We start from the raw sequence: 18,674 nt of genomic DNA on the forward strand, positions 1-18,674 counted from the left end.
CCTCTCCTGAAGGCGTGCGGGTCCCCCCCGTCACACCCCGTCACGAGTCTTCACTTGAAGACGACCACCCACCTCAGACACACCGGAGGCGACACCCGCCCCCGGAACACCACCACCTGCGACGGCACCACGAGGCCGTATCCCGGCGAGTACCGGGCCGGCTCCAACCGTGGCTCCAGGCCCACCGCGAAGAGCACCAGCGCTTCCGGTGCCTCCGCCGGCCCCAATTCCACACCCAATGTCTCGAATCCCTTCGGCGCCTCCGGGACACGCAGCGCCCGAGCCAGCTCCTCGGGCGTTGGCGCCTTCATTCGCGCCGCGCGGTCCGGAAGGTGGATCCTCCCCTTCACATCGTGAAGCCCCACCCCCACCAGCGCGTCCGTCACCCCGAGCGCACGCTCGCGCTTGTCGAGCACGAAGGTGCGCTCCACGCCCACCGGAGAAGACAGCGTGCGGTAGCCATCGTGCCGCACGGTGAGGCGATCCAGCTCCGCGCCGGGCTGGAACACCTGCACGCGGGCCCGAGCCGCCTCGGGCAGCGCGAACAGCCGGTTTGGATCCAGCGGAGCCTGCTCCACGCCGTCCAGCTCGAGCGTGTTGTGCGCGGCCGTGGAGCGGAACGCGTTGCGCACCAGCGGATCCCGCGTGTACGTGCCCGTGCCTGGATCCACGATGACGGGCCGCCCGTGCAGGTGCAGCTCGAAGGAGAGTTTGTCGTTGTGGCTGTGCCCGCCCACGCCGTGCTGGCCCTGCGCGCCAGCGCTCACCGTCACCACCGCGTCCGCCCCGCGCAGGACGTGGAAGCCTCCCTCGGGGAAGCTCACCGAGCTCGCGGGCCTTGCCCTGGGCAGCTCCCGGAAGCATTCGAGACCCGACAGACCCAGCAGCCAGGCGGCCTCGTCCGGGAACGTCCCCTCCGCCAGGTTCTCATCACCGAAGAGCGCGGCCCCCAATGGTGCGAGGTAGCCCTGCTCGCGCGGATCCCTCTCCTGGAAGGGGAAGACGCGGCCCGAGTCGTTGTCGCCCACCTGCGGCGCCAGTCCCCGCTCGGAGCTCCAGGCGTGCGAGGCCTCGTACATGCGGTGCAGCCGCGCCGTGTACCGCGACCCCAGGTCCACGCCCCGCCCATGCGCCACCAGCAGCGCCAGGGTGAAGAGCTCCACCGACAGCCGGTGGTAGGGAATGGAGCCCTCGAAGGACGTGCCCTCGGGGTGCACCTGCGCCTCCATCTGCGTGCGCAGCCCCGCCACCGCGCGAGCCACCTGCCTCGGCGCGTCCGGCAGTTCCGGGAAGAGCACGCCCGCCACCAGCAGGCCCACGTAATTGGACACGAGGTGGTTGTTGGGTACCGCGCCCTGATCCTCCAGGTGCGCCTCCACCCAGGCGGTGTGCTCGGAGAGCGACTCCAGCACCGGCACGAGGAACTCCGGCCTGCGCGCCTCGGGCGCGTCCGAGAACATCACCAGCGCCTGCGCCAGGTTGGCCGCACGCAGCGCCACCTCCATGGCGCACGTCCAGTGGACGCCCTGCCCCACCGGGTTGGCCTGGAGGAAATCCAGGGTCCGCATCACGAAGGCCCGCGCGAAGCCCCGGCGTGCTTTCTCGTCGCGCGCCACCCAGTAGCCCTGACCGAGCGCCACCAGACAATCCAACCGGCCGAGCACCCAGGGGAACTTCGGATCCACCCCCGGCTGGGCCAGCCGCAGCTGCTCCACCGGGACGACCGGGTAGCGGTAGCCGCTCACCGGATCCCTGCTCCAGTCCACCGGCCGACCCTCGCCGAAGCACACCCGGGTGCCGAAGACGTCGAACTCGCCCCTGAGCGCGGCCCGGGCCCGCTCCAGGGCCCGCTCGCTGGCGCCGGGCAGGGCCGCGAGCGCCTCCAGGACGGAGGCCCGTTGCCCCACCTCGCACCAGGCCTTGCCCGGGCGCGAGGTCAGCGCCCGCTCGGCCAGTTCTTCAGAGGTGGCGGCCCCAAAGGCCTCCAGCAGTCCCGGCTCATCGAGCCGCTCGCGCCTCCGATAGAGGGCCTGCCGCGCCACTCCCTGGACCCGCCGTGCCATCCCCTTGGCGAGCCCTGCCGGCGCGAGCCTTGCGATCGTCGAGTAGTATCCCAGCGTCCCCATTGCGCCCCGTCCCATCCCGGACGTCAGCGATAGCAAGTGGTCGGCCAGCGTAAGCGCAGGGAAATACGGGGTTTGGGGACGGGGAATCCCCGCAGTCCAGTAAAAAGGTTGGGTGGCGGGGGGAGTGAGTGGGAAAGGGTTTTCCCTCCGTCACGCTTTTGTTTCCCACGCAGGGATGCGTTGCGCCGTTCGCCGGCCGTGGCCATTCCTCCTGTGTGCAGGCGGGTGCTTGGAGCGGGTGGCGCGTGGGAAGGACTGTCAGCGCCTCCGAGGTGGAGCGAACAGTCTCGGCCGTGGCCGAGCGGGCGCTGCACCTCGGGGCGAGGGCCGGACTTGCCGCGCTCGTGGAGTCGGTGGTGCGTCTGACGGAGACGCCTGGAGCCGCGCTGTACGCGGACGGCCGGTGCGTGGCGCTCGCGGGTGTGGCGCCACCGGTGCCGGCCCGGGCCCATCCCCTTCAGATGATGAAGCATGGGCGCACGGCGCTGGTGCTGGGCACGCCCTGTGTGGATACCGAGGATCGGCGGCACCTCGCCCGTCTGACGGAGCTGGGCAGCGCGTTGCTGGCGTGCCGGGAGCGGGAGGATACGGCGAAGGCCGAGCACAAGCGGCTGCGCCTGGAGCGGCTGCGGCTGATGGAGCGGCTGGCGCACCGGGAGCGGGCCTGGTCCCGCGCGGCCCACGACCTGCGCACGCCGCTGCTGGTGATCCAGGGTTATATCGACATGATGACCAAGGGCATGGCGGGCGTGCTCACGCCGTCCATGCAGCGCTACCTCGAGCGCATGGGCCGGGCGGCGGGAGAGATGAATGTCCGTCTCCAACAACGGCCCTCGGGCGAAGACGTGCCCGCGGAGGATCTGCGGGCGTCGTTGAGTGCCACCTTCGGACCCGGGCGGCCCGGCGCCGCGAGGTTGGAGCTGCCCCCGGGACCGGTGTTGCTGCGGATGCCGCGAACGGGCTCCGCGCTGTTGATGCGGACCCTGGAGCGGCTGCTGTCGGGGGCCGGGGCCTCGGAGGTGGTGCTCCGGGTGGATGCACCGGACGGGGTGGATGCGTGGCGGTTGCTCGTCCAGGCCCGGACGCAGCTCCCGTTGCCGGGCAGAGCGCTCGAGTCCCTGGAGCGGCTCGGGCGGAGATGGCAGGCCCGGGTCTCCGTGCAGGAGGGTCCCGGGCTCGAGCTGGCCGTGATGCTCCCGCGCCTCCCGGGTTAGCGGATGCGCTATAGCTCGCTCCGATGACCCTCGCTCCGACGCTGTACGACTTCCAGATCGCCTTGAGCCATGTCGATCGTGCCATCGACCAGCCCCAGCTGAGCTTCAAGGTCGCACGCCACCCGTCCGAAACCATGCAGCGCGTCTGGCTGCGGGTGTTCGCGTACTGCTGGCTCTGGGAGGAGCGGCTGGCCTTCGGCAAGGGACTGGGCGAGCCCGAGGAACCGGACCTCGAGTGCCGCGACTACACCAGCCTGGTCACGAGCTGGGTGCGCGTGGGCAAGGCGGACCCGGTGAAGATCCAACGGGCGGTGGACCAGAACCCGCACGCGAAGGTGTCGGTGCTGTTCGAGTCCCCCCAGCGGCTCGAGGCGTTCCTCACCGAGGCACGTGAGGCCAAGGCCCTGCGCGTGGCCAAGGCCGAGCTCGCCGCGATCGACGCCGGCCTGCTGCGCTCGCTCTCCGGCTTCGACTCCCGGCGGATCAAGCTGTCGCTGACCCTCGTTGGCGACCACGCCTATGTCGAGTGCGAGGGGCAGAGCTTCGACGGTCCACTGACCCGCGCGTCCCTGTGAAGCTCGAGCGTCATGTCGGAGGGCTCTCGATCGCGCGCAAGGCCAACTACCTGCGCGCGAAGGGCTGGCACGAGGAGGAACGCGGCTGGTCGAGCGAGATCTTCGGCCTGTATCCGATGGCCAAGGCCGTCCACCACCAGCTCACCGACGACCTCAGCCAGGCACTCCGCAAGCGGGGCTGGCTGGTCGTCGGCTTCTCCGAGCGCGGCTACGTGAAGATGCGCGATGGCGAGCAAGGCAAACCGTGCTCGCTGCCCAAGGCGCTGCGCACCCAGGCCCGCCGCGAGAAGCGGCCCGTCGCCGAGCTGACCTACGAGCTGTTCCTCGCGGCGCTGCTGGAGGCGGAAAGCGCATAGGCCCGCGCTCACGATGTTCGAAGGTGAGCGCATGAGCCCCGGCCCCTACGCGCGTTCCCACCGCGGTAGGTCAGACTTCGAAGAAGGCCCGGCCCGTACCGGAGGCCGGGAGCGGACACGATGAAGCACAAGGAAGCGACGACGGTGACGGTCCCCGGACCCGCGGGGCGGCTGATGGCGACAGTCGAAGGCGACGGCGGCATCCCCATCCTCTTCGTGCACGACTTCGCCGCCGACCGGACGCACTGGGCCGAGACGCAGCACGGCCTCGCGACCCGCAGCGTCTCGTTCGACCAGCGCGGAATGGGCGAGAGCAGCGGCGGCCACGGCCCCTTCGGCGTGGAGGCCTCGGTGGAGGATGTCACCGCCATCGCCGACGCGCTGCTGCCCGAGAAGTTCATCCTCGTGGGCCACGGTTTCGGGGCCGCGGTGGCCGGCGCCTTCGCCTCGTACTACCCCGAGCGGCTCGCGGGGCTCCTCTATGTCGATCCGGTGGGAGACCTGCGCCGCCAGGAGAAGGCCCAGGTGGACGCCTGGCTCGAGAACTTCAGCGCGGCGAAGTACGGCGGCTTCCACGAGCACTGGTTCACGCCCCTGCTCCTGGAGGCGAAGGAGAAGACGCGCGCGCTGGTCATGAAGACGCTGCGGACCTCGCGGCGGGAGGCCATCGCCGGAAACATGGAGTCGCTCTTCCTCTACAACCCGGACGAGGCCTTCGAGCGCTTCACCGGACCCACCCACGCGCTGGTGGCCACCACTGGCCCGGAGACACTGGTGGGCCAGCGGCCCGGGCTGTCCCACTCCACACTGCCGCACACGAGTCACTGGCTGATGCTGGATGCGCCGCAGTGGTTCCACACGGAGCTGGTCCGCTTCATCGGCCGCTGCAGGCACGAGCACTGAGTGACCTCAGGCCTTCCCCTCGGGAGCCTGCACCACGCGCGTGGTGCGCAACGCCGCCCGCCGCCGCCCCCAGCGCACGGCGAGCACGCTCACGGCCACCATCACCGCCGCGAGGAGCAGCCACCGCAGACCGCCCTGCACGTCCGCGAGCACCTGGGGACCGAACCGGAAGCCCAGCCACGTCATCCCCAGGGCGGGAGCCCACGCCGCCAGGGCATCGGCCAGGAAGAACCGGCGGTAGGGCAGCCCGGTGGCTCCCGCCAGCAGGAACGCTGGAGCGCGCAGCCCCGGCAGGAAGCGCGCGAGGAACACCGCCACCGCGCCCCTCCGCGCGAACAGCTTCTGGAGGAGCTCGATGCGCGCCGGTGTCAGCATCTTCGACAGCTTGGGATGCGAGAACACCCGGGGGCCCAGTGAGCGGCCAATCCGGTACAGCGCGCTATCCCCGGCGACGACCCCCACATAGGCGGCGAGCACCATCACCGGGAGGTTCGCCCCACTGCGTGCGACCACCAGTCCACCCGTGAGGATGATCAACTCCTCGCTCAGCGGCGCGCCCACTCCGCACAGAACGAGGAGCAGGAACACCGCCGGATACGAGAACCCCGCGATCCATAGTGCGACCTGCTCCTCCACGCCGCCTCCTGGTCCCGGCAAGTTGCACATGCCGGGACTTGAGGAGAAGGGACCCCTCCCTCCAGGGAGGGACTCGTCCCCTCGCCTGCTTCAGGCGCCCGAGGGGAGCAACTGGCGGACCAGATCCAACAGTTTGCCGCGCTCCACCTCGCGCTTGACGAGGTAGCCATCCGCCCCCGCCTCCAGGCCGGCGGCCCGCTCCTGCGGACTGTCCAGCGAGGTACAGAGGATGACGGGCAGGTGCGACAGCTTGGGGTGGGCACGGATGCGGCGGGTCAGCCCGATGCCATCCAGGCGCGGCATCTGCCAGTCACTCACCACGAGCTGACACGGCGTGCGCTCCAGGATGCCCAGCGCCTCCTCGCCGTCCCCGGCCGTCACCACCGAGTAGCCGGCGATCTCCAGCAGCGACTTGATGGCGAAGCGGGTGGTGAGCGCGTCGTCGCACACGAGGATGTGCGAGCGGCGGACCTCGGTGGCGGCACGCAGCACCACCGGAGCGGCGGCGACACGCAGCAGCTCGGGCGCGTTGAGCACCGGCACCACGCTGCCGTCGTCCAGCACGGCGGCTCCGGCCAGGTGCGACACCGTCTGCAGGTGCCGCCCCAGCGAGCGGACGACGATCTCCTGCTGCCCCACCACCGCGTCCATGGCGAACACCGCGCGCACGCCGCCGAGCGCCAGCACCATGGCCGTCTGCGGCTTGCCCGACTCGATGGCCAGCGGCAGCCGGGGCATGCCGATGGACGTGGAGAGCGGGTGGAAGGGCAGTTGCTCGTCGTCCACGCGCGCCACCACGTGCCCGGCCACCGTGCCCACGTCCCCGGGCGACAGGCGCAGCACGCGCTCCACCGCGTCCGAGGGAATGGCCACCACCGCCGTGCCCGTGCGCACCAGCAGCCCCAGCGCGCCCGCGAGGATCAGCGGCAGGTCGATGGTGAAGCGCGTGCCCTGGCCCTTCTCGTAGGAGAGGTCCACCGCGCCCTGCAACCGCGTGGCGGTGGTCTGCACCACGTCCAGGCCCACACCGCGCCCGGACGTCTCCGTCACCTGGTCTCGCGTGGAGAAGCCCGGCTCGAAGACGAGCCGCGCGGCCTGCATCTCGGTGAGCTTGGCGGCCTCCGCCTCGGTGAGCAGCCCGCGGCGCACGGCCGTGGCCTTCACGTTCTCCGGCGACAGGCCCCCGCCGTCATCCTCCACCACCACCGCCAGGCGCGTGCCCCGGGGCTCCACGCGCACCGTGAGCAGCCCGCGCGGCGGCTTGCCCGCGGCGGTGCGCTGAGCCGTCGTCTCGATACCGTGGTCCAGCGCGTTGCGCACCAGGTGCTGCAGCGGATCCTTCAGAACGTCCACGATGCGCCGGTCGATGCGCACGTCTCCACCGGCGAGCACCAGCTCCACGTCCTTGCCCAGCCGCGCCGCCAGCTCGCGCACCGTGCGCTTGAGCGGCTCCAGCATCTGCGAGGCCGGCACCATCCGGAGGTCGCGCAGATCGTCGCGCACCACCTGGGCCACCAGCGACAGTTGCTCGCCCTCGCGGTGCACGTCCTTGGACAACTGCACCAGCCGCTTCTGCACGCCGCGCACCTGCCCCACGCCGGCACGCAGCGACTCCAACGCGCCGCCGCCTCCGGAGAGCGCCAACTGCTGGGCCGCGCGCTCCAGCTGCAACAGGGCCTGGTGCGTCTGCTCCAACAGCTCGCGGTGCGCCTCGGCACGGCGCAACTGCTGCGCCCGGCCCGCCGCGAGCTGCTCCACCTGGAGTGCCAGCGAGTCGAGCGTCCGCACGGACACGCGCACCGCCCGGTCCATGTCCTGCTGGCGGCGGCCGGCCGCCGAGCGTGCCGTCACCTCGGGCTCGACCGGGGCCGCCGCGGGCTCGGCCGGCGTCTCCTCGGCGAGCGACTCCAGGGCGGTGCGCAGCTGCACCAGCGAGCCCGCGATGTCCGAGGCCGCCACGCTGGCCCCGACGCCCGCCTCCTCCATGCGCGCGAAGCCCGCGCGGACGGAGCTCGCCAGCGACTCCACGGCGGAGATGCCCGCGGTGTTGGCCGCGGCCTTCAGCAGTTCGGCCAGACCCACCGCTTCCCAGACGGCGCCCGGGCGGTCCTCCAGGCCCGGTGAGCACAGCCGGGTCAGCGACGTCTCCAGCTTCTCCAGCGTCTGCAGGCCGTCGCGCCGGAACTGCGCCGGCACCTTGTTGGCCTTCACCTCGGGAGCCTGCTCGAAGCCGCCACGCCCGAGCGCGGCCAGCAGCGGACCCAGGCCCTCGATGGCCGGCATCTCGCCCGCGTCACCGCGGTTGAGCGCGGCCTCCATGGCCGAGAGGATCCGCAGCGTCGTCTCCACCAGTCCGGGAGGCGGCACATGGCCGGGAGCGCAGCGCGCCAGCCCGTCCTCGAGGGCGTGCATCAACTGCTCGATGTCCGCCAGGCCCAGACTGGCCGCGGACCCCTTGAGGCTGTGCACCTCCCGCTTGAGCGCGATGAGCTGCTCGGCCGATTGATCGGCCGAGCCCTGCTCCAGCCCCATCACGGCGGTGCCGATGGTCTGGAGCTGCTCGCGCGTCTCCGCGGCGAAGATGGGCCAGAGGCTCCGCAGAACCCGAGGATCCATTCGTCCCTCGTCCTATCCCCGCCCCACTACCGCGGGATCGCTGAGCTGGGCGAGATCCAGCACCATCAGCCGCTCCCGGGTGAGGAACGTGAAAGGTCCAGGCGGAGGCTGGGACAGGTCCGCGCGAGGCAGCTCCTGCCGTCCGTCCACCTCTTCGGCCGCCAGTCCGAAGAACTCCTCGGACACCTCGACCACCACCACGCGCGTCAGGTCGGACATGCCGCCCCCTTCCAGGCCGAGCACCTGCCGCAGATCCAGCACCGGCACCACGCGCGAGCGTGACACCAGGGCGCCCAGCACGTGGCGCGGGGCTCCCGGCAGCGGGCACAGGCCCTTGGACTCCAGCACGTGGTCCACCGCGTCGATGGGCACGGCGTAGCGCTCACCGCCCACGCGGAAGGCGAGCACCGACATCGTCTCGCGCCGCTCCTCGTGGCGCGACTCGGCCAGCGCGCGCGCACGCTCGGCGAGCACCTCGCGGCGCCGCTCCGGGCTGAGCACCTGGGCGCCCTCGAGCACCGCCTGTGCCTCGTCCAGCTTGCGGCGCAGTGCCGTGTAGTCGATCTTCTCGCGCGACTGGTCGCCGGCCATGACCCCTCGTCAGTACTTGCTGGCGGGAAGCTTCAGGATGCTGCGCACCTTCTCGCGCAGGTCCTCCACCGCCACGGGCTTGTTGAGGAAGGCGCTCGCACCCACCAGCCGTCCGCGCTGCCGGCTCGCGTCATCCTTGAGCGACGTCAGCATCACGAAGGGCGTGGAGAACAGGATGGGGTCGGCGCGTACGGCCGCGCACAAGGCGAACCCGTCCATCTCCGGCATCTGCACGTCCGAGATGATCAGCTCCGGCTTGATCTCCCGGGCGCGCGCCAGCCCCTGCACTCCGTTGCTCGCTTCGAAGAACTCCAGTCCCCACCCCATCAGGTACACCTGGATGAGGTTGGTGATGGTCTTCGTGTCTTCGACGATCAGAACCTTCATACGTCCCTTGCCTCCACGAACACGCCCCCGGTCATAGCTGGTACTTCCCGACGAGGTCGGAGAAGCGCTTGGAAAGATTGGAGAGATTACCGGCCACCTGCTCGATGCGCTTGGTGCCCTCCACGTTGTCCTGCATGGCGATGGTCAACTCGTTCATCGCCGCGGCGATCTGCTCCACGCCGATGGTCTGCTGCCGGGTGTTGCCGGCGATCTGCCGGGCGGCACCCGAGGAATCCCGGATGACGTCGGACAGGCCCTTGATGGCGGCGCCGGCGCTCTGGGCCAGCTCCATGGCGGCCAGGGCGCGGCGGCTGCCCTCCTCGGTGGCGGACACGGCGGCGCGGGTGCCCTTCTGCACCTCGCCCAGCAGGGCGCGCACCTGGTTGGCGGCCATCTTCGACTGCTCGGCCAGGGTGCGCATCTCCATGGCCACCACGGCGAAGCCGCGGCCCTGGTCTCCGGCCTTGGCCGCCTCGATGGAGGCATTGAGCGCCAGCAGGTTGGACTGCTCGGCCACGTCCTTCACGGTGGTGATGATGTCGCCAATCTGGAGCGTCTGCTCGTTGAGGTCGGTGATGGCCAGGGCGATGGCCTTCACCTGCTCGCTGAGCTTCTCCATGGCGGCCACGCTCTCGTCGACGACCTTCTGGCCATCGGCGCCCAGGGAATCCGAGCGGCTGGTGCCGCTGATGACGCTGTCCGCGAAGGAGGTGGCCTGCTTGGACGTCTGGGCGATCTCCGCCACCGTGGCGCCCGTCTCGTGGATGGCGGAGGCCTGCTCGTTGGCCATGGCGGACTGCTGCGAGGAGGTGGCGAGCACGTTGGTGGCCTCGCGCTCCATGTCCGCCGCCGCGCCGCGCAGGTCCTTGAGCAGGTTGGTGAGCATCTCCGCCATGGTGGCGATGCTGCGCGCCAGGTCTCCCACCTCGTCGCTGCCGTTGGCGTCGATCTGCTGCCGCAGGTCTCCCGAGGCCATGCCGGCCGCCGCGCGCGCCAGGCGCTCCAGCGGGACGATGAGCACGCGGCACAGCGCGGCCACGCCCAGCAGGCACACGGCGAGCGCCAGCATCCCCAGGCCCAGGGCACGCAGGGCCATGCCCTGGACGGCCTCCTCCAGCACGTCCAGCTCCAGGCCCACCTGCACCGAACCCACGAGTTCCCGCGGCTGCGAGCCGCCTTCGGTCCGGGGGCCGCGCGGCTCGAAGTAGATGGGGGCGGACGTCTCCAGCACCGGCCGCTTGCCCACGGACAGCTCGCGCCGGGCCGGAGCCTCGTCGGGCAGGGACGGCAGCATGGCCGGGTTCACCAGGCGCTGCACCTCGGCGTGGCCGAGGATCTCCCCCTGGCGGTCGCGCACCACCACGTACGCCATGTTGGGGTTGGTGCGCAGGGTGATGGCCGTGGCCTGCCGCAGGCTCTCCTCGTCCCGGGACCAGGTGGAGATCCCCATGTGGTGGGCCAGCTCCTGGCTGGCCGCCGTGGCGCGCCGGGTGAACTCCACCTTGAGCGACTCGCGCATCTGGAATGAGAAGACGGCCACGAGCACGGCCGTCACCAGCGCACCCGACACGCCGGTGATGGCCAGGATCTTGGTCCTCAGGCTGAGCCGGCGCATGTCCAGCCTCTGGATCTCGGGCGGTTTCATGCCAGTGACGTCCACAGCGCCTCCAAGCTCATCGCGCACCCGACTTTCCCAGCCTCACGCCCGGAACGAGCGCGCGCCGCAGCCCTCCCGCCGTCATCGCCTCCACTCCGCGCAGCACGTGTTCGTCATCCAGTCCTTCCAGCGCCCGCAGCGCATTGCGGCGGGCCCGTTCGGCCTCCTCGGGTTGGCCCAACCGTCCATACAACGCCACGAGCATCGCATGAGCGATGGCCAGTTGAGGCTCCAGATAGAGCGCCTTGCGCACCGCGGCCACGGCCCCCTGCACGTCCTCCCGCCCTTCGGCCACCATGGCCAGCAGCAGGTAGGCCTCGGGGGACAGCTCGCGAGCGGCCAGGCGGGCGAACTCCTCGGCCACCTCGAACTGGCCGGCACGCGCCGCGGCCAGGGCCTGCTCCAGCGAGCCCGCGGCCGGAGTGGACGCCTGGGGGATGGGCGGAGGAGTCATGGCCGAGCCCCCTCGGATGGCTTGCGCCACGGGAGGGGCCAGGGGGGCCGGTTCCTGGGAGGCCGGAGTGGCCCGGGAAGGCGTCTGCACGCGCCGCAGCGGGCTGGTGGGAGCACGGGGGGCGAGCACCCGGAGGGGCGCGGAGCGGGCGGCCTTCGGAGTGGACCGCGGCTCACCGGGGATGGGCTTGCACAACACGGGCATGCCCTCCACCTCGCGCTCCTCCAGTCCCATGCCCTTGGCGAAAGGCACCTCGGCGGGGGCGAGGAAGAGCCAGCCGCCGGGGGCCAGCGCCCGGACCAGCCGCTCCAGCACCGTGGGGATGACCTCCGCGGGGAAGTAGATGAGGACGTTGCGGCAGAAGACGGCCTGGGCGCCGGACACGGGCGGGGGATCCGTCACCAGGTTGTGCCGGCGGAACTCCACCCGGGCGCGGACCTCGGGAGGCACGCCCACGGACTCCGGGCGGATGGAGAGGAAGCGCCGCTCCAGCTCGGGCTCCATGCGCCGCACGGACCAGGGGGAGTAGGTGGCCTGCCGGGCCCGCTCCAGGGCCCGCCCGGACACGTCCGTGCCCACCACGCGGATGGACTCGGGAGACAGGCCCGCCGCCAGCAGCGTCATGGCGATGCTGTAGGGCTCCTCGCCGCTGGCGCACCCGGCGCTCCACACCAGGAAGGGACCGGAGTGGGAAGGAGCCATGCGCGCCAGCTCGCGCAGCTGCTCCGGGTGGCGGAAGAAGTACGTCTCGCCGATCACCGCGTAGCCGATGAAGGCCTCCACCGCCGCGGTGTCGCGCGCCAGCAGCCGCTGGAGGAAGTCGGCGGTGGGGAGTCCCTGGGACTCGGCGGCGCGATTGAGGGCGGTCCCCAACGAGGGGCGCACACTGGGGGCCAGCACCATGCCGCACGCGATGCGCAGCACGGACTCGAGCCCGCTCAGTGTCGCCTCGTCGAGGCGCTCCACGCGCGCCGGTTCCTTCACGCACCCTCCGGAACGGCCAGGATGGCCGAGGCGCGCAGCAGCGGACGGATGCCCTCGGACGTGCGGCACAGGCCCGCCATCAACCCCGTCCCGTCCCAGGCGTGGGCTGTTTCCCCGGAGGCGGCGCCATCCACCAGCACCGGGGACTCGACCAGGTCCCTCACCCGATCCACCAGGACGGCCACCATGCGGGCGCCCCCACAGATGACCAGGTGCGCGTCCAGATCCGGCTCCCGGCGCACGCCGAGCAGCGCCGCCAGGTCCACCACCACCGCGGGGGTGCCCCGGTAGAGCATGGTGCCGCGCACATGGGGGAGCGCCGCCGGCAGGGGCTCGATGGCCACCAGGCGGACCACCTCCATCACCGCCTCCACGGGCAGCAGGGCGGTGGTGCCGGCCACCTCCACGGTGAGGTAGAGGCCGGGCAGCCGCTGATCCACGCCGAGCGTGGCCAGCTCGCGCCGGAGCCGGACGATCTCCTCTTCCACCTGCGTCAGGCGCTTCTGCACCGACGCACGCCTCGCCTGGGCTTCAGCCGCTGTCATCGGAGGGGAATCGACCATCGCGAGCCCGCTGGGGTCCATGCGGGAAGAGGATTGGACGGTAGTCCGACATTGCGGGACCCGTCAATGCGGGCCGTACATGAGGGCCGTTCATCCGGCTGCTCGCCGGGCACACAGTGGAGTTGGGGGGAAGGGAACCGGGCAGGCACCTCCCTCAACAGGTCGCGTGTTTCCGGGAGATGTGGTTTCATGGGAAGCCGTGCGGATGGTTCCGACCCAGGCCAAGACCGGGGGAGCATAAAGAAAATGGTGACCGGCGACTCGCAGGGCGACTCGCAGGGACCGGGCGATGGTGGCTCGGATCCCCTCATCGGGCGAACGCTCAACGGCCGTTTCAGCATCCTCGAGCCGATCGGCGTCGGAGGCATGGGCCGGGTCTACAGGGCCCAGCAGACCCCCCTGGACCGGGTGGTGGCACTCAAGGTGCTCAACCCCAACTTCCCCACCAGCAAGGATCCGGGCTTCCAGAAGCGCTTCCTGCGCGAGGCCTCGCTGTCCTCCAAGCTCCGCCACCCCAACACGGTGACGGTGATCGACTACGGGCAGACGGACGACGGCATCTACTACATCGCCATGGAGTACCTGGAGGGGCGCACGCTCGGCCAGCTCCTGGCGGAGTCGGGCTACCTGTCCTGGTCGCGGGCGCTGAGCATCGCCCAGCAGATCTGCCGCTCGCTGCGCGAGGCCCACAACCTGGGCGTGGTGCACCGGGATCTGAAGCCGGCCAACATCATGATCCTCAACGAGTCCGATCAGGATCTCGTGAAGGTGCTGGACTTCGGGCTGGTGAAGTCGATCTCCCCCACCGAGGACGCGCCCAACCCGGAGATCACCCAGAGCGGGACGTTCCTGGGCTCGCCGGCGTACATGGCGCCGGAGCAGGCGCGCAACGAGGCGGACATCCGCAGCGACGTGTACTCGCTGGGGGTGATGCTCTACCAGATGCTGGTGGGGCGGCCGCCGTTCGTCTCCAAGGATCACATCGAGCTCATCTTCGCGCACCACAAGGAGTTGCCTCCCGCGTTCAGCTCGGTGAGGCCGGACGCGCAGGTGCCGCCGGAGATCGAGTCGCTGGTGCGCAAGTGCCTGGAGAAGGATCCGGCGCGCCGCTACCAGACGATGGAGGAGCTGCTGGAGGCGATGCGCGGGGCCAGCATGGCCGCGGGCGGCAACAGCGGCATCTTCAAGCGGCCGGGTGGGCAGAACACCACGGGTCCGCACAAGACGCCGCTCTTCGCGGGCATCACCGGGGACAACTCGGCGGAGAACAACACGCTGGCGGTGGACATCAGCGTGGTGGTGCCGCCGGACATGCAGAAGACCCGCCGGCGCACGCTGCTGCTGGGCGGGCTGGTGGGCGGAGTCATCGCCGTGGTCCTCGTGGGGCTGCTGCTGTCCTCGGGGGTCTTCTCGCGCGCGGAGCCCAAGCAGGAGCCGGTGGCGGCGGCCGCGCAGGTGCCGGCACCCGCGGAGAAGGCCACGGAGCAGGTGGTGCGCTTCCGGCTGATGAGCCAACCCACGGGCGCGCGCGTCGTCTACAAGGGCGAGGAGCGCGGCACGACGCCGCTGTTGCTGGAGATTCCCAAGGAGCAGGGCCAGGACACGGTCACGGCCGAGCTCACCTTCTCGCTGGACGGATACCAGACGGAGACGGTCATCACCGGCGGCTCGGGTGACGTGGTGTTCTCCCAGAAGCTGCAGCGTGCGCGCGGGGGCTCCAGCCGGACCGCGTCCTCCTCGAGGAACCAGGTGGAGCACGCCTCGGGCACCGAGGGGAGGAACTCCACGGCGACGGCGCTGGGCTCCATGTCGGCGCCGGTGATGCTGGAGTCGGAGCCGCCTCCGGCGCCGCTGCCCGGCTCGGCGTCGAAGCAGGCGGAGCAGAAGACGGCGGCGGCTCCCGCGGGGAATGGTCTGGCGGTGCCGGTGCTGGCGCTGTCCAACGGCCTCTCGCCCACGGGAGACGGCCCGGTACCCTTCCAGGAGGGCATGCCGCGTCCGGTGGAGGTGAAGGGCAAGGACATCGTCTACACGCGCGAGGCGCTGGCGGCCAAAGTGGAGGGAACGATGGTGGTGAAGTGCACCATCACCAAGAAGGGCCAGGTGGAGAACTGCCGGGTCATCAAGGGCCTGCCTCACATGAACGAGGCGGTGGTGCAGGCGCTGCAGGCGCGCACCTACAAGCCCATCCAGCTGCAAGGCAAACCGGTGGCGGTGGACTACGTCTTCAACATCCGGCTGGTGGCGCCGCGGCGCCGCGGCTGAGCCCCTCCGCGCATCCTGCTCCCCTACTCCTCCCTCTCCCCCCGGGAGAGGGTCGGGGTGAGGGTGCCCGGGCCCGTGTGCGGCCCCTACTGTGAGGGCAGCTCGAGGGCCACGGTCCCCGCCGTCTCTGGCGTGCCCCAGTCCACCACGGGCCAGCCGCGCCGCAGGGCCTCGCGGCGCAAGCGGCGATCCGGGTGCACGGCCACGGGGCGGCCCACCACCTCCATGACGGGCAGGTCCGAGTACGAGTCCGTGTAGAAGGCGCACGCGGACAGCGGAACACCGGCCTCGGAGGCATGGGCCTGGGCGTAGAAGCGCTTGCCCTCGCCGAAACACACCTCGCCCAGGGGGCGCCCGGTGTAGCAGCCGGCGGCATCCACCTCGAGGCGGTTGCAGAGGATGGCATCCAGGCCCAGGTCCCGGGCCACCAACTCGGACATGTAGCCGGAGGACGAGGTGAGCAGGACGAGCCTGTCCCCGGCCGAGCGGTGCTCCTCCAGGGCGCGCAGGGCACCGGGCCGGTACCGAGAGCGGACCCACTCCTCGTAGAAGCGGACGGTGCGCTCGCGGATGGGCTGCTCGTCCCTGCCCCGCAGGTGGGCCATGCCCTGGAGCAGCGCGTCCTGCATGGAGACGCGGCCCATGTGGTAGCGGGCGAGCCACAGGGTGGCGCGCATGGCCTGAATCCGGGTGATGTGACCCAGGGCGAGCTCGCGGCGGATCCACAAGGAACCCGAGTTCACGGCGAGCAGCGTCTTGTCCAGGTCGAAGAAGGCGATGGCCATGGGCCCTTCTTCTTTAATCACTCCGGTGTCAGGAGGCCGCTCCGCCACGCCCGGCTGGCCGCTTCCTCCGCCGGCCGAGCGTCAACATCCCCAGCAGGGCCGCCGTGGGGAAGAGGGCCCCGGGCGCCACGCCACAACCCATGCCCGGGCCTTGCGACACGGCCTGGAAGTGGCGTCCGGGCTCGGGCCCGACGCATTGGGTGGGCGGCAGGCCCCGGGGGTAGGCCTGGCAGAAGCCGGCGGCACTGCCCGCGTCGATGATGCGCTTGTGGGTCTCCCCCGGCGGCGCGGTGGGCTCCATGGTGGAGCCGAGCTCGGACACATGGTCCAACCCCACCACGTGACCGAACTCATGGGTCGCCGTGTTCTGGACGTCCGTGACGACGCAACCGGAGGTCCGCTCGCCCTCGCACATCGGCGAGTCCACGGTGGTGAAGAGGAAGCCCCGGCCGTTGTCACTCGCGTTGAACTCGACGTCTGCGTCGAGGATGTAGGCGGTGCGGTAGCTGAAGGTGGTGGTGGTCAGCCCGATGACGGCGGCGCCATGATCCCAGCACGCGTAGGCGTTGGCGCAGGTGTCGGCCGCGATGCACGGGTCCTCCGGAGGGACGACGTCGTTGCAGTCCCGCTCGCGGAAGGTGATGACGTTCTCGTTGGCGTTGGGGTCCTGGGTGCCCCGCACGAACCCCACCTTGGGATTCTGGATGTCCGGGCCACGGGTGAAGGTGAAGTCGCTGCAGGTGGCGGACACCGCGCGCCAGGAGGCGAACGCGGCCTCGAGCGCGGAGAACTCGGTGTCCCCGGGCGTGCGGCGGCTGCCGGCCGCGTCCAGCCGGTACACGTAGTCCCGGCCGGGCCAGAGGACACAGTAGGAATAGCCCGGCACCAGGGTGCGCTGGTAGCGCTGGGCCTCCGCCCCGGGAGCGCAGAGGACGAGCGCCACGAGGGCGGACCACGAGGAAGCGCGCATCATCGACGGCCGCTCCGGCGGCGGCGCCACGCGAGCAGGGCCCAGCCCGCGGCGGCGGGCAACCAAGCCCCGGCGCCGGAGCTCGAGCACCCGATGGCGTGCGGGCCCAGCACGGTGGAATTCCCACTGCGCTCCAAGGAGGGGGAGGCGCAGCTCTGGCTGGCCTGCCCCTTCGGGTACGCCTCGCACACGAAGTCGGAGGAGCCCTCGTCGATGGTGCGCTTGGACACCTCGCCCTGCGGAGCGCTCGGGTTCATGACGGAGCCGAGCGCCCGGGTGTGGTCCAGACCGATCAGGTGACCGATCTCGTGCGTCATGGTGTTCTGCACGTCGGTGGCCACGCAGTTGCCGGGGTTGGTGCTGATGGGCCGCGAGCAGAGGGGCGCGGGCGGATCCACGGTGGTGAAGACGAAGCCGCTCGCGTTCAGCTGGATGTCCGAGTCGTAGATGATGCCGGACTTCTCGTCGTAGGTGGTGAGCGTGAGGCCGATGGTGTCCGCGTTGTTGTCCCAGCAGTCGAAGTCGTTGCCGCACGTCTCCTCGTCCCAGCACTTGTTGTCGGAGGGGACGAAGTCCACGCAGCTCCGGGAGCGGAAGAGGACGAGGTTGCGGTTCTCGCCCTTCATCTCGTAGCCCACCTTGCGGTCATCCACGAGGGGGCCCTCGGAGAAGCGGAGGTTCCCGCAGGAGGCGAAGATCTGCTGCCAGCTCTGGAAGGAGCGGCGGATGGCCTCGAACTCATTCTGCTTCTGGTCCTCCGTGCTGGTGTTCGGATTGCCCACGCTGCTGAGGTGCCAGGAGAGGGTGGGAACCGTCCAGAAGAGGCACTGGGCATCCGCGGTGGGATTCACGCGGCTGCGGATGAAGGGGTCGCTCTGCCCGAGGGCGAGCGAAACCAGGAGCGAGGCGACGATCACGGCCGCTTCTCCTGGACGCGCGTGGGAGGCTGCTTCCGCTCGAGCGCGGTGCGGATGGCCGCCTTGAGCTCCGGCAGGGACATGGAGCGCTGCGAGGAGGTGGTGGGCTGCCGCGAGTCCCGGTCCAACAGGAGCACGTCTCCGGCGGGCTCCGGCACGGCCATGGCGCTCTTTCCGTCCTCCGAGCGCTGCACCTGGTACTTACCCTGGACCATGCCCGACACGCGGAAGGCCCGCTTGCCGTGCTGCTCCAGGAAGACGACGACCTCCTCCCCGGGGGCGAAGGTGGCGAGGCCACTCACCCGCTGCCCGATGTCGCCTACCCGCCCACCAGGCTGGGAGACGAGCACCGTGCCACCCGCCTGCCCCTTCAGGGCCTCGGTGACCTGGATTTCCACATCGGTGATGATTCTGCGTCCATCCCCACTCCACCGGCTTTCCACCCGGCGCACCGTGCCGTGAACGATGGCATCGGACGTCTGGGCGAGCTCAGGCAGGTCGGCCCGCAGCATCGTGGTGGCGCTCGCCGCCTGGGAGAGCAGTAGGACGAACGGCAGGAGCGCGCGAAGCGCGATGTGAAGTTTCATGCAAGGGCCCTCGGTGCGCGGCAGTCTAATGCATTGACCGGGCCGCGGGCAGCGAAGACGGCCAGTCCCGGCCGCTCGTTGACCACCC

17 protein-coding genes are annotated in these 18,674 nt (G+C 70.8%); 5 read left to right on the plus strand and 12 right to left on the minus strand.

Annotation, left to right across the window (positions count from 1 at the left end):
• Positions 1–50: 50 nt before the first annotated feature.
• Positions 51–2,126 carry an alginate lyase family protein gene (locus tag BO221_RS32290; RefSeq protein WP_073564671.1) on the minus strand — a complete coding sequence of 692 codons (2,076 nt, stop codon included), beginning with the start codon at positions 2,124–2,126 and terminating at the stop codon, positions 51–53.
• Positions 2,127–2,371: 245 nt separating this feature from the next.
• Here BO221_RS32290 and BO221_RS32295 point away from each other — a divergent pair, with 245 nt between their 5' ends.
• From BO221_RS32295 to BO221_RS32310, 4 genes are all read left to right on the plus strand, one after another.
• On the plus strand, positions 2,372–3,340 hold the full coding sequence (locus BO221_RS32295) for a histidine kinase dimerization/phospho-acceptor domain-containing protein (protein WP_143195802.1): 969 nt from the start codon (positions 2,372–2,374) through the stop codon (positions 3,338–3,340).
• A 23-nt stretch (positions 3,341–3,363) separates the two neighbouring features.
• Entirely contained in the window at positions 3,364–3,915 is a 552-nt protein-coding gene (locus tag BO221_RS32300) for a YaeQ family protein (RefSeq protein WP_073564673.1), read from the plus strand.
• The gene (locus BO221_RS32305; protein ID WP_073564674.1) at positions 3,912–4,271 is read left to right on the plus strand and encodes a hypothetical protein; all 360 of its coding nucleotides are present in this window, start codon (positions 3,912–3,914) and stop codon (positions 4,269–4,271) included. The genes BO221_RS32300 and BO221_RS32305 overlap by 4 nt, the downstream gene beginning before the upstream one ends.
• A gap of 120 nt (positions 4,272–4,391) precedes the next feature.
• Entirely contained in the window at positions 4,392–5,174 is a 783-nt protein-coding gene (locus BO221_RS32310) for an alpha/beta fold hydrolase (protein ID WP_073564675.1), read from the plus strand.
• Positions 5,175–5,180: 6 nt separating this feature from the next.
• On the opposite strand, the gene BO221_RS32315 is transcribed toward BO221_RS32310, so the two are convergent.
• The 7 genes from BO221_RS32315 to BO221_RS32345 all read right to left on the minus strand — a co-directional run bounded on the left by BO221_RS32315 (position 5,181) and on the right by BO221_RS32345 (position 13,062).
• Positions 5,181–5,810, minus strand: coding sequence for a DedA family protein (locus BO221_RS32315; protein WP_073564676.1), 630 nt, complete (start codon positions 5,808–5,810; stop codon positions 5,181–5,183).
• Between the two features lie 90 nt (positions 5,811–5,900).
• Positions 5,901–8,426 (minus strand): response regulator, encoded by a 2,526-nt coding sequence (locus tag BO221_RS32320; protein ID WP_073564677.1) that lies wholly within the window; start codon positions 8,424–8,426, stop codon positions 5,901–5,903.
• A 12-nt stretch (positions 8,427–8,438) separates the two neighbouring features.
• Positions 8,439–9,017, minus strand: coding sequence for a chemotaxis protein CheW (locus BO221_RS32325; RefSeq protein WP_073564678.1), 579 nt, complete (start codon positions 9,015–9,017; stop codon positions 8,439–8,441).
• A 9-nt stretch (positions 9,018–9,026) separates the two neighbouring features.
• Entirely contained in the window at positions 9,027–9,404 is a 378-nt protein-coding gene (locus BO221_RS32330) for a response regulator (protein WP_043403209.1), read from the minus strand.
• Positions 9,405–9,435: 31 nt separating this feature from the next.
• On the minus strand, positions 9,436–11,049 hold the full coding sequence (locus BO221_RS32335; RefSeq protein WP_073564679.1) for a methyl-accepting chemotaxis protein: 1,614 nt from the start codon (positions 11,047–11,049) through the stop codon (positions 9,436–9,438).
• Positions 11,050–11,077: 28 nt separating this feature from the next.
• Complete coding sequence (locus BO221_RS32340; protein ID WP_073564680.1) at positions 11,078–12,499, minus strand: CheR family methyltransferase; 1,422 nt, start codon at positions 12,497–12,499, stop codon at positions 11,078–11,080.
• A complete protein-coding gene (locus BO221_RS32345; RefSeq protein WP_043403340.1) occupies positions 12,496–13,062 on the minus strand; it encodes a chemotaxis protein CheW in 567 nt (188 codons plus the stop codon). Before BO221_RS32345 ends, BO221_RS32340 begins: the two co-directional genes overlap by 4 nt.
• Positions 13,063–13,308: 246 nt before the next feature.
• On the opposite strand from BO221_RS32345, the gene BO221_RS32350 reads away from it, so the two are divergent.
• A complete protein-coding gene (locus BO221_RS32350; RefSeq protein ID WP_073564681.1) occupies positions 13,309–15,327 on the plus strand; it encodes a TonB family protein in 2,019 nt (672 codons plus the stop codon).
• Positions 15,328–15,413: 86 nt separating this feature from the next.
• Here BO221_RS32350 and BO221_RS32355 read toward each other — a convergent pair whose 3' ends face one another.
• From BO221_RS32355 to BO221_RS32370, 4 genes are read right to left on the minus strand one after another with little or no spacing between them, the layout of a single operon-like run.
• Entirely contained in the window at positions 15,414–16,112 is a 699-nt protein-coding gene (locus BO221_RS32355) for an HAD family phosphatase (RefSeq protein ID WP_073564682.1), read from the minus strand.
• 28 nt (positions 16,113–16,140) lie between these two features.
• Positions 16,141–17,085, minus strand: a complete 945-nt coding sequence (locus BO221_RS32360) for a myxosortase-dependent metalloprotease, MXAN_2677/MXAN_2678 family (protein WP_369865906.1) — start codon at positions 17,083–17,085, stop codon at positions 16,141–16,143.
• Positions 17,082–17,999 carry a myxosortase-dependent metalloprotease, MXAN_2677/MXAN_2678 family gene (locus BO221_RS32365; protein WP_073564683.1) on the minus strand — a complete coding sequence of 306 codons (918 nt, stop codon included), beginning with the start codon at positions 17,997–17,999 and terminating at the stop codon, positions 17,082–17,084. The genes BO221_RS32360 and BO221_RS32365 overlap by 4 nt, the downstream gene beginning before the upstream one ends.
• Entirely contained in the window at positions 17,996–18,586 is a 591-nt protein-coding gene (locus BO221_RS32370; protein ID WP_073564684.1) for a hypothetical protein, read from the minus strand. The genes BO221_RS32365 and BO221_RS32370 overlap by 4 nt, the downstream gene beginning before the upstream one ends.
• Positions 18,587–18,674: the final 88 nt, after the last annotated feature.

The sequence above is a fragment of the Archangium sp. Cb G35 genome, from assembly GCF_001896145.1.
Lineage (GTDB): Bacteria > Myxococcota > Myxococcia > Myxococcales > Myxococcaceae > Archangium > Archangium violaceum.

Coding starts and splice junctions, on each gene's coding strand:
- BO221_RS32325 (WP_073564678.1), bottom strand. CDS start 9,017: ATGGCCGGCGACCAGTCGCGCGAGAAGATCGACTACACGGCACTGCGC.
- BO221_RS32350 (WP_073564681.1), top strand. CDS start 13,309: ATGGTGACCGGCGACTCGCAGGGCGACTCGCAGGGACCGGGCGATGGT.
- BO221_RS32330 (WP_043403209.1), bottom strand. CDS start 9,404: ATGAAGGTTCTGATCGTCGAAGACACGAAGACCATCACCAACCTCATC.
- BO221_RS32300 (WP_073564673.1), top strand. CDS start 3,364: ATGACCCTCGCTCCGACGCTGTACGACTTCCAGATCGCCTTGAGCCAT.
- BO221_RS32320 (WP_073564677.1), bottom strand. CDS start 8,426: ATGGATCCTCGGGTTCTGCGGAGCCTCTGGCCCATCTTCGCCGCGGAG.
- BO221_RS32345 (WP_043403340.1), bottom strand. CDS start 13,062: ATGGTCGATTCCCCTCCGATGACAGCGGCTGAAGCCCAGGCGAGGCGT.
- BO221_RS32310 (WP_073564675.1), top strand. CDS start 4,392: ATGAAGCACAAGGAAGCGACGACGGTGACGGTCCCCGGACCCGCGGGG.
- BO221_RS32360 (WP_369865906.1), bottom strand. CDS start 17,085: ATGATGCGCGCTTCCTCGTGGTCCGCCCTCGTGGCGCTCGTCCTCTGC.
- BO221_RS32335 (WP_073564679.1), bottom strand. CDS start 11,049: ATGAAACCGCCCGAGATCCAGAGGCTGGACATGCGCCGGCTCAGCCTG.
- BO221_RS32290 (WP_073564671.1), bottom strand. CDS start 2,126: ATGGGGACGCTGGGATACTACTCGACGATCGCAAGGCTCGCGCCGGCA.
- BO221_RS32370 (WP_073564684.1), bottom strand. CDS start 18,586: ATGAAACTTCACATCGCGCTTCGCGCGCTCCTGCCGTTCGTCCTACTG.
- BO221_RS32355 (WP_073564682.1), bottom strand. CDS start 16,112: ATGGCCATCGCCTTCTTCGACCTGGACAAGACGCTGCTCGCCGTGAAC.